This window comes from Candidatus Stygibacter australis (assembly GCA_030765845.1).
Lineage (GTDB): Bacteria > Cloacimonadota > Cloacimonadia > Cloacimonadales > TCS61 > Stygibacter > Stygibacter australis.
Genome location: JAVCDJ010000142.1, coordinates 19,153 through 28,214 on the forward strand (window position 1 = coordinate 19,153; position 9,062 = coordinate 28,214).

The 9,062-nt window shown below is 32.3% G+C and carries 3 protein-coding genes; all 3 read left to right on the forward strand.

Annotated features, from left to right (window positions below):
• Nucleotides 1-13 precede the first annotated feature (13 nt).
• Nucleotides 14-4,948, forward strand: coding sequence for a fibronectin type III domain-containing protein (locus RAO94_07130; protein ID MDP8322105.1), 4,935 nt, complete (start codon nt 14-16; stop codon nt 4,946-4,948).
• 139 nt (nt 4,949-5,087) lie between these two features.
• The gene (locus RAO94_07135) at nt 5,088-6,032 is read left to right on the forward strand and encodes a right-handed parallel beta-helix repeat-containing protein (protein ID MDP8322106.1); all 945 of its coding nucleotides are present in this window, start codon (nt 5,088-5,090) and stop codon (nt 6,030-6,032) included.
• Nucleotides 6,033-6,063: 31 nt separating this feature from the next.
• On the forward strand, nt 6,064-9,062 hold a 2,999-nt coding region (locus tag RAO94_07140), incomplete at its 3' end, for a LamG domain-containing protein (GenBank protein MDP8322107.1).

Below are 9,062 nucleotides of genomic sequence, written 5' to 3' on the forward strand. Positions count from 1 at the left end.
GTTAGGAGAAAAAATGAAAAAAATTATTATTACTATTTTATTTAGTTTATTTGTTTGTGTGCTTAATGCAACAACTATTAACATACCTACAGATTACAGTACAATACAAGCAGGTATTAATGCAGCAACAAATGGAGATACTGTTCTAGTACAAATAGGAACATATATAGAAAATATTAATTTTAATGGAAAGAACATTACCGTTGCTTCTCAATATTTAACTACCCAAGATACTTCTTATATATCTCAAACAGTTATTGATGGAAATAGTAGTGGAAGTGTTGTTACTTTTGAAAGTGGAGAGGATTCTACAGCAATAATAATTGGTTTTACTTTAAATAATGGTAGGTCTAGAAAAGGTGGTGGAATTGAATGCTCTTCTTCCTCCCCGAGTTTAGAGAATGTAACGATAACAAGTAATAGTGCTTCTTGGGAAGGTGGTGGGATGTACTGTTATTCTTCCTCCCCGAGTTTAGAGAATGTAACGATAACTGGTAATAGTGCTTCTACTTATGGTGCTGGGATGTACTGTTCTTCTTCCTCCCCGAGTTTAGAGAATGTAACGATAACTGGTAATAGTGCTGGTTGGGATGGTGGTGGAATTTATTGTGAACATTCCTTTCCGAGTTTAGAAAATGTAACGATAACAAGTAATAATGCTTCTTATTCTGGTGGTGGAATTTACTGTTCTTCTTCCTCCCCGAGTTTTAACGCTACAAATAGATGTAATATTTATTCAAACACTATTGAAAACATGAGGGGATTTGGTGTTGATATTTATACTACATATAATTTCGGTATAATAGATGTAATTGTAGATACTTTTACAGTAATGACACCTACTGATTATTATGCAACACCTATTGATAACTTTACCTTTGATATATTAAATAGTATTAATGGAAATATGATAAACTCAGATGTTTATGTGTCGGTAAATGGGGATGATTATAATACTGGAACATCAGTAGATGAACCTTTTAGAACAATAAACCATGCATTATCAATGATATATTCTGATAGTGCTAACATTAACACAATTCATATCGGACCAGGTATTTATAGTGATTATACTAATGGAGAAATGTTTCCAATAAATTGGAGTAATTATGTAAATCTATCGGGTAGTAACCAAGAATATACAATATTAGATGCTAATAATATGTCAGGAGTAATGGAATTTAATTATATAACTCATGCAATAATTGAAAATATCACAATAACAAATGGACAAGGCAGTGGTTCGTACCCAAATTTTACAGGAGGAGGTATTACTTTTATCGACTCATCCCCTAGTTTAGAGAACGTAACGATAACTGGTAATAGTGCTGGTTGGGGTGGTGGTGGAATTTACTGTTATGTTAATTCATCCCCTAGTTTAGAGAATGTAACAATAACTTGTAATAGTGCTTCTTCTTATGGTGGTGGAATTTACTGTTATGTTAATTCATCCCCTAGTTTAGAGAATGTAACAATAACAGGTAATAGTGCTTCTAATGGTGGTGGGATTTACTGTTATAATAATTCATCCCCGAGTTTAGAGAATGTAACTATAACAGGTAATAGTGCTTCTTCTTATGGTGGTGGTGGGATTTACACAAATGACGACATAAGTGTAATTAATTGTATTATTTCAGATAACAGCGGTAATTATGGAATTTATGTATCTTCTGGTAATCCAGATATAACCTATTCAGATTTCTATAATAATGAGAATGGTAATTTCTATAATTGTGGACAATGGATTGGAGTAAATGTTACTACAAACGCAAATGGAGATAGTTGTGATGCCTATTATAATATTCAATTAGATCCTTTATTTGTAGACTCACTCAATGGTGACTACCATCTAAGCTGGGCTAATTATCCAATTCCCGATTCAACAAAATCACCTTGTATAGACGCAGGAGATCCAACTTCACCATTGGATCCGGATGGAACAATAGCAGATATGGGAGAATATTACTTTTACCGAATACCTTATGTACAAAATCCAATGAATACTATTGAGATGTATTGTAATACAACGGTAGTTATTGATATGAATGATATTTTTATTGGTGGAGATCTTCCTTTAAATTACTCTGTAAGCGTCAATGAACATATAAATGTAGATTTTAATGGTGCACAAGCAACTATTAATCCTGAAGTAGATTGGTTTGGAACTGAATGGTTACATTTTAAACTTACGGATAATGTGGGTAATACAGCAATCGACACAGTTAAGGTAAATGTAATTAGAATGGATGAATACACCTATAATTACAATGCATCCGGTATCCCGAGCAATTGGGAGATAATACATAATGGAACTACAACCTTCCCCTGGCAAAAAATTTATGATCCATTACGAACAAGAGCGGATTCATCAATGATCGTTAAAAACGAAGGAATGTTTAAAACGGCAGATGAATTGTTACTTACACAAGAATATGATTTTAGCTTATCAGATAGTATTTTTATTTCTTTCTGGGAAGATTTTAAAGCGAATGGTTCTTCTGAAGGAGTATTTGGTTACAGCGTTGATGGTGGTTATTCATGGATACCATTATATACAATTTCATCAGATACGATAGGTATATTGTCCTTAGATTTGAATTCTTTGTCCGGAGAAAGCAGCGTAAAATTCCGTTGGAGGTATTCTTCCACTCTTTCAATGGGAGATAATTGGTGGAATATAGATGATGTGTATTTAGAATATAATTATGTATCATTCAGTGTACCGCAAGTGACTAACTTTGCTATTGCTGATTATGGAACTGATTATATTTCTCTATCCTGGGATACGCTTTCAATTGATTATTTTTCGTGTTACGAGATATATTATGATACAACAGCAACTGTAGATACTACTTCGAATAAATGGTCATTTGTAATGGATTCTACCCTCAATGAAATAGGTTGTGGTACTACGACTATAAGTGGATTGCCGGAAAATCATTACTACTTCACTATTTGTGCAAAGGATGGTTTTGGTCATATAAGCGATTATTCAGATATTATAGATATTGGAATAGGAGACCCACCGATTATATATAATCCAATACCACCCAATCAACCATGTCCTGCTTTGGATTCTTCGAGAACAGTCACTATTGGCGCAAAAATATATGACACACATTCAAACATAGATTTATCAAGTATTCAATATCGTTTTGATGCAAATGGAAACGGTTATTATAACGAAAATTGGAATGACTATGTATTGAGAAATAAGTCACGTCAAGATACGATAGATGTATCAGTGGATGTAACATATACTACTGATGGTGATGATTTACATTTTGAATGGAGAGCTAAAGACAGCGTAAGTGTTCTGTACGGTTTTTCCGGTTTAAATAATGAGGAAGGTATTTCTGATGATTATATAGTTAGAATAGATAGTGAAGCACCTGAAACAATTAATGATTTTGTTTGCTCTGACACAACAATCAATACCATAGATTTAGAATGGAATGCTACCACAGATGCACATTTTCAGCAATATGAAATTTATTACTCAAATTCAGATTCAATTACATTGAATGATTCTTGTTGGTCCGCAATAAATGATACATCTCTATATAATATACAAACCACAAGTACTACAATTTACGGAATAGATAACTCAACAGATAAATATTTTGCAATCTGTGCTATTGATAGTGTTGGGAATCGCTCTGAATTTTCTGATGTAATTTTAAATGTACCAATTACTTATCCTCCATATTGCGAATCCCCCTATCCTGGCAACCAACCTGAACCAACATGGTCAACAAGTAGAACTGTAGAAATTGGCATAACTTTTTACGACTACTATGGTATTGATTCAACAACTGTTCAGTATCGTTATGATAAAGATGGTAATGGTTTTTATGGAACTGGAGATGAATGGCAGGATGTATATTCAAGGTCTGGAGAAATAATACTCCTATCAGGTAACAAAAAGAATGCTATTACTGAAAACAAAAAGGTAATCAATAAAACTAATGAATCAATAATTTTATCTCATGATAGGAATACAGAAAAGCAAGTTATAAAGGAAGTCCAAAATGCTGTTTTAAAAAGTATTACGCACCCAGAAGTAAAACTACTTGATAAATTACGAATTTCTGCAGTTGATACTGTTGTAGCAAGGATCAATGCTCTATATAACGTTGATGGTGATTCACTTCATTTTGAATTCAGGGCAAAGGATGTTAATGGTTATGGCTATACATATAGTGGTTTTAATAATGAAGAAGGAATAGGAGATGATTATGTAGTCAGAATTGATGCAACACTTCCCGACAGTATCACAATGGCGCAATCAGGTTATCCTACAGATTCGACTTTGACAGTTGCCTGGAGTACAAGTAACGACGAGTTCTTTGATTCTTATCAGGTATACTATGCAACTCATCAAAATGTAACGGAAGCCGATTCGCTCTGGGATAAAGGTAATGATCCTTCATTATCCAATTCCTTACAATATTATACTACAATTACCGGATTAGCTCCTGTTACAAACTATTATTTTAAAGTACGAGCAATAGATTTAGCTGGTAACAAGGGGGGATTTTCTCCAGAGTGTCATTCAACCACAACCGGTGTCTATCCTCCGGCTTCTCCAGAAAATCTATTTATTACTATAGATAAAGATAGCATGGATGTTATTATTTCCTGGGATGCAGTTACTCAAGATACAGGTGGAAATCCAATTGTAATAAATAGCTACAGAATTTATAATTCGAGCACTCCTGGATTTGAAGCAAGCAGTAATTATTTATTAGATACAATCTCCGATACAACCTATACACATGAAAATGTCCTTCAATTAGAAAAAATGTTTTATAAGGTAACAGCACAAACCGCGGGAGAGCTAGTAAAATCTTTATTGGAAGAAGAAAAAAGAAATGAAGTTAAAAAGCTAATTGATATGTTAATTAATAAAAAAGGTAGTAAAAAGGAACAACAAATATTGAAGTAGATTTATCTCATTAAATCATTGAAAGAATAATAGACCTTTATTAATAAGTAAAATATTACTTCAAGAAAGTAGGAGATGTGAAAATAATATTTCCGGATTAAGGAATAAAAAAAATAAAAATATATAGGTAGGAGAAAAGATGAAAAATTTAATATGTTTTGTTAGTATTATGCTGATAACGTTATCAGCTTATGCAACAACTCTGGTTGTTGATCAATTTAATGGACCTTATTACACGATTAACGCTGCTTACAATGATGCTGTGGATGATGATACAATTTTAATCTATCCTGCAACATATCTGGAATCCGTAGACATTTCGAAAGCTATAACGCTGGAAGGAGTAGATCCAAATTCGACAATTATTCAATCGAATAATGATTATGCAGTAAAAATTAACAACGGCAATGTTACAATTTCAAATCTTAAAATTATTTGTACACACGAAGGAATTGAAGTACATGCTTCATCCCCAATTATTAAGCATTGCATTGTTGAAAATTCAGATAAAGGAATTTTTGTATTTACTCAAACAACAAATATTCAAAACTGTGTTATTAAAGATTGTTCTGTTGGATTACGTTATAATCATAGTTCAACTGGAAAATCACTAAATAATTTAATATATAATTGTACATCATATGGAATCGAAATATATACAGATGCATGGTCACCTGGACAAGTTGATTTTTTTAATAATATCATCATTAATTGTAATTATGGTTTTGGAACAACTTACTATTGCCATTATGATGGTGATTTAGCTTATAACTGCTTTTATAATAATTCAACTAATACAAGTGGAGCGAATCTTGGACCTGGTAATATTTTTGATATAAATCCATTATTAACAGATTATGAAAATGGAAATTATTATCTTCATTCAGATTCACCATGCATTGATACAGGTATTCCAGGGGTTGAATATGAAGACCTAGATGGAACTCGAAATGATATGGGAATTTTTGGTGGACCAACAGAATGGAGTATGGGAAAGCCAACTGTTTTAGATGTTCAAATAAATCCCGAATCAGTTTTACCTGGAGAAACATTCGACATAGAAGCTACCAGCCAGATAAAGTAAATCATAATTTTAATTATTTAATGGAGTTTCTATGAAATTAATATTTTTACTTTTCTCATTTCTTATAATCTTTCAAATAATTTCTTATGCAAATACAATTACATCAGCGGAATATTTTATAGATACTGATCCAGGACAAGGAAATGGTATATCTTTGACGGGGACATTTGGAGGAATGACAGCAACTGCTTCTTTATCAGGAGTTTCAACTTCCGGTCTTTCTTTGGGAACACACATCGTATATGTTCGATTCAAAGATTCTAACAGTAATTGGGGTAGTCCATCAGCAGTGTTTTTAAATGTGGGGAATCCGAATTCGAGCACAATAGTTTCAGCAGAATATTTTATTGATACTGATCCGGGTGAAGGAAATGGTATATCTTTGACGGGGACATTTGGAGGAATGACAGCAACTGCTTCTTTATCAGGAGTTTCAACTTCCGGACTTTCTTTTGGCACTCATATTGTTTATGTTCGTTTCAAAGATTCTGATAATGACTGGGGAGAACCATCTGCAATTTTCCTAAATGTAGGAAATCCGAATTCAGGCATAATAGTATCAGCAGAATATTATATTGATACTGATCCGGGCCAAGGAAACGGAACATCGTTAACCGGATCATTTGGCAGTTCTGTAGTAACTGCTTCATTGTCTGGAATCTCCACTTCCGTGCTTTCTTTTGGAACTCACATTGTTTATGTCCGGTTCAAAGATTCAAATAATGACTGGGGAGAACCATCTGCAATTTTCCTAAATGTAGGAAATCCGAATTCAGGCATAATAGTATCAGCAGAATATTTTATCGATACTGATCCTGGAGTGGGCAATGGAATAACTCTGTCAGGAACTTTTGGTGGATCAACGGCAACAGCATATCTAAATGAAATACCCACAGCAGAATTAGATTTTGGATTACATAATATCTATGTCAGATTTAAAGATTCTAACAATAATTGGAGTGATGTAGGAAGTAAAACAATATTTAATTCCGCAGGACAACATGCTCTTGATTTTGATGGAGTAGATGATTATGTTGAGGTAAATAATAATCCGTCTTTAAATTTTAACGGATCTTTTTCAGTTTCATTATGGTTCAAACCAGTTGAATTTAATCAATACCAACGCCTCGTTGGTCAAGGTTTTGCACCAGATGGGAATATCTCCAACTGGTCTATTACTTTCGAAGACAATAACAGTATAGCATTTTTTTGGGAATCATCGGATGATGAAGATCATTTGATTAATAGTAATTCGATTATTAATGATACTCTTTTTCATAACATTGCTGTATTTGTTGATGTTGATTTAGGGGAATATGGAATATATTTAGACGGCAACTTAAAGGTGTTACAAAATTCTGATGATATACCAGCATCAAATATTAATCCGCTTTTTATTGGTGTAAGACATACTCAAACCTCTTTTGATAGATATTTTAATGGAATTTTAGATGAACTAAGAATATGGAATCGAGCTTTAACAGAGGTAGAAATCCAGGAAAGAATGTATCGTGAACTGGATATGAACAATCCAGCAGATACAACAGGTTTAGTTGGTTACTGGGATTTTAACGAAGGCATTGGAGATATAGCTCATGATAAAACTCAATATGCAAACAATGGAATTTTGATAAATGATCCTCAATGGGTTGATGGTTTTAATTTTAATCCGTCCATGATAAATATAATAGCTTCCTACATAATAGACTCTCAAGAAACAGTTTTCGATACTTTAATAATAGAATTAAAGGAACCAATAGGGAATTTACATTTTAATGAAGATCAAACACTAATAATGTCCGGTCCTGTACTGCTTGAGGGAGTGGCTCCAGATGACTATGATTTTGTAAATTCAAGAACTTTTTATATTATGTTCCAATTATTAAATGATCAAAATGTTGTAGGCACTTTTAAATCTGATAATTTTGAAATACCTGAACTACCACCTTATATAAACCATAATTTTGATATTACATATCAACTTGAAATTTTAACAAACGATAATAATCCCGCTGATAATGAAATTGTAAAAGAAGCAAAAATTTGGGTTGCAGATTTTGAATATGGTGAGGATAATTATAGATTTAGGAATAGGAGGCAATCTTTAAAAGAAATTGGATCTACAATAGCACATATCAGTTGGAAATATAGCACAAATCATTTTATTTGGCCAATGACAACAATATCATATTTTTCTGATTTGTTATCAGCTAATGGACACTGTTATGGAATGGCTAGTACATCAATAAATTATAAAAATCATCCTGATTTGATACCATGCGGAAAGGATTATACTTATTTATTATCAGAAGACGATGATAATGTATGGGAAAATATTAGATCAGAATTTATTGATCAATGTAAATATTGGATTTCTTCTAATTTCAAAACACTATTTCATTATGAAAATTATTCATTGGAACAGTTAAACAATATTAAAAATAAACTTTCTGATAATAGGCTATTAATCGCATCATATAGAAAGCACGGAACAGTATTACACACGATGATCAAAACAGAAAATGAATATCGTTTATATGAATATAATAACAGTTATAATGATCTAGAGAAATTAAAATATACTTCTGATGATAGAGGAAGTTTCATTGATGAGAATGGTACTATCAAATTCCTAAATCCCGGTCCACTTTTTAGATTTGAAGAACCAGACCTAGAATTGAGAAGCATACATGCAAACATGACTAAAGATAATAATTCAATGATTGATTCTTTAATTGCAATGGAATTAGATTCTTTGATATTTAAAAACCAGAATTTAATTGTTTACACAGAAAATGACACTTCAATATTAGATACAAATTATGTTGCAGAGATAACAATAGAAAGTGGTGAGGTTGAAAGCTATGATTTCGGTTCATATAAAGCATTCTATATTGATAATTCTGTTCAACCAAATATCACTATTATTGGAGATAATAATGGTTCATTTTCTATTATGGGTATAAATACATCGACTGGAGATAGGAATGAAACAACTCAATTTCTTTTTGAAAATATAACATTTCCTAA

Excerpts from the sequence above, each read along its gene's own strand:
- RAO94_07130 (MDP8322105.1), top strand. The coding sequence starts at position 14 with ATGAAAAAAATTATTATTACTATTTTATTTAGTTTATTTGTTTGTGTG.
- RAO94_07135 (MDP8322106.1), top strand. The coding sequence starts at position 5,088 with ATGAAAAATTTAATATGTTTTGTTAGTATTATGCTGATAACGTTATCA.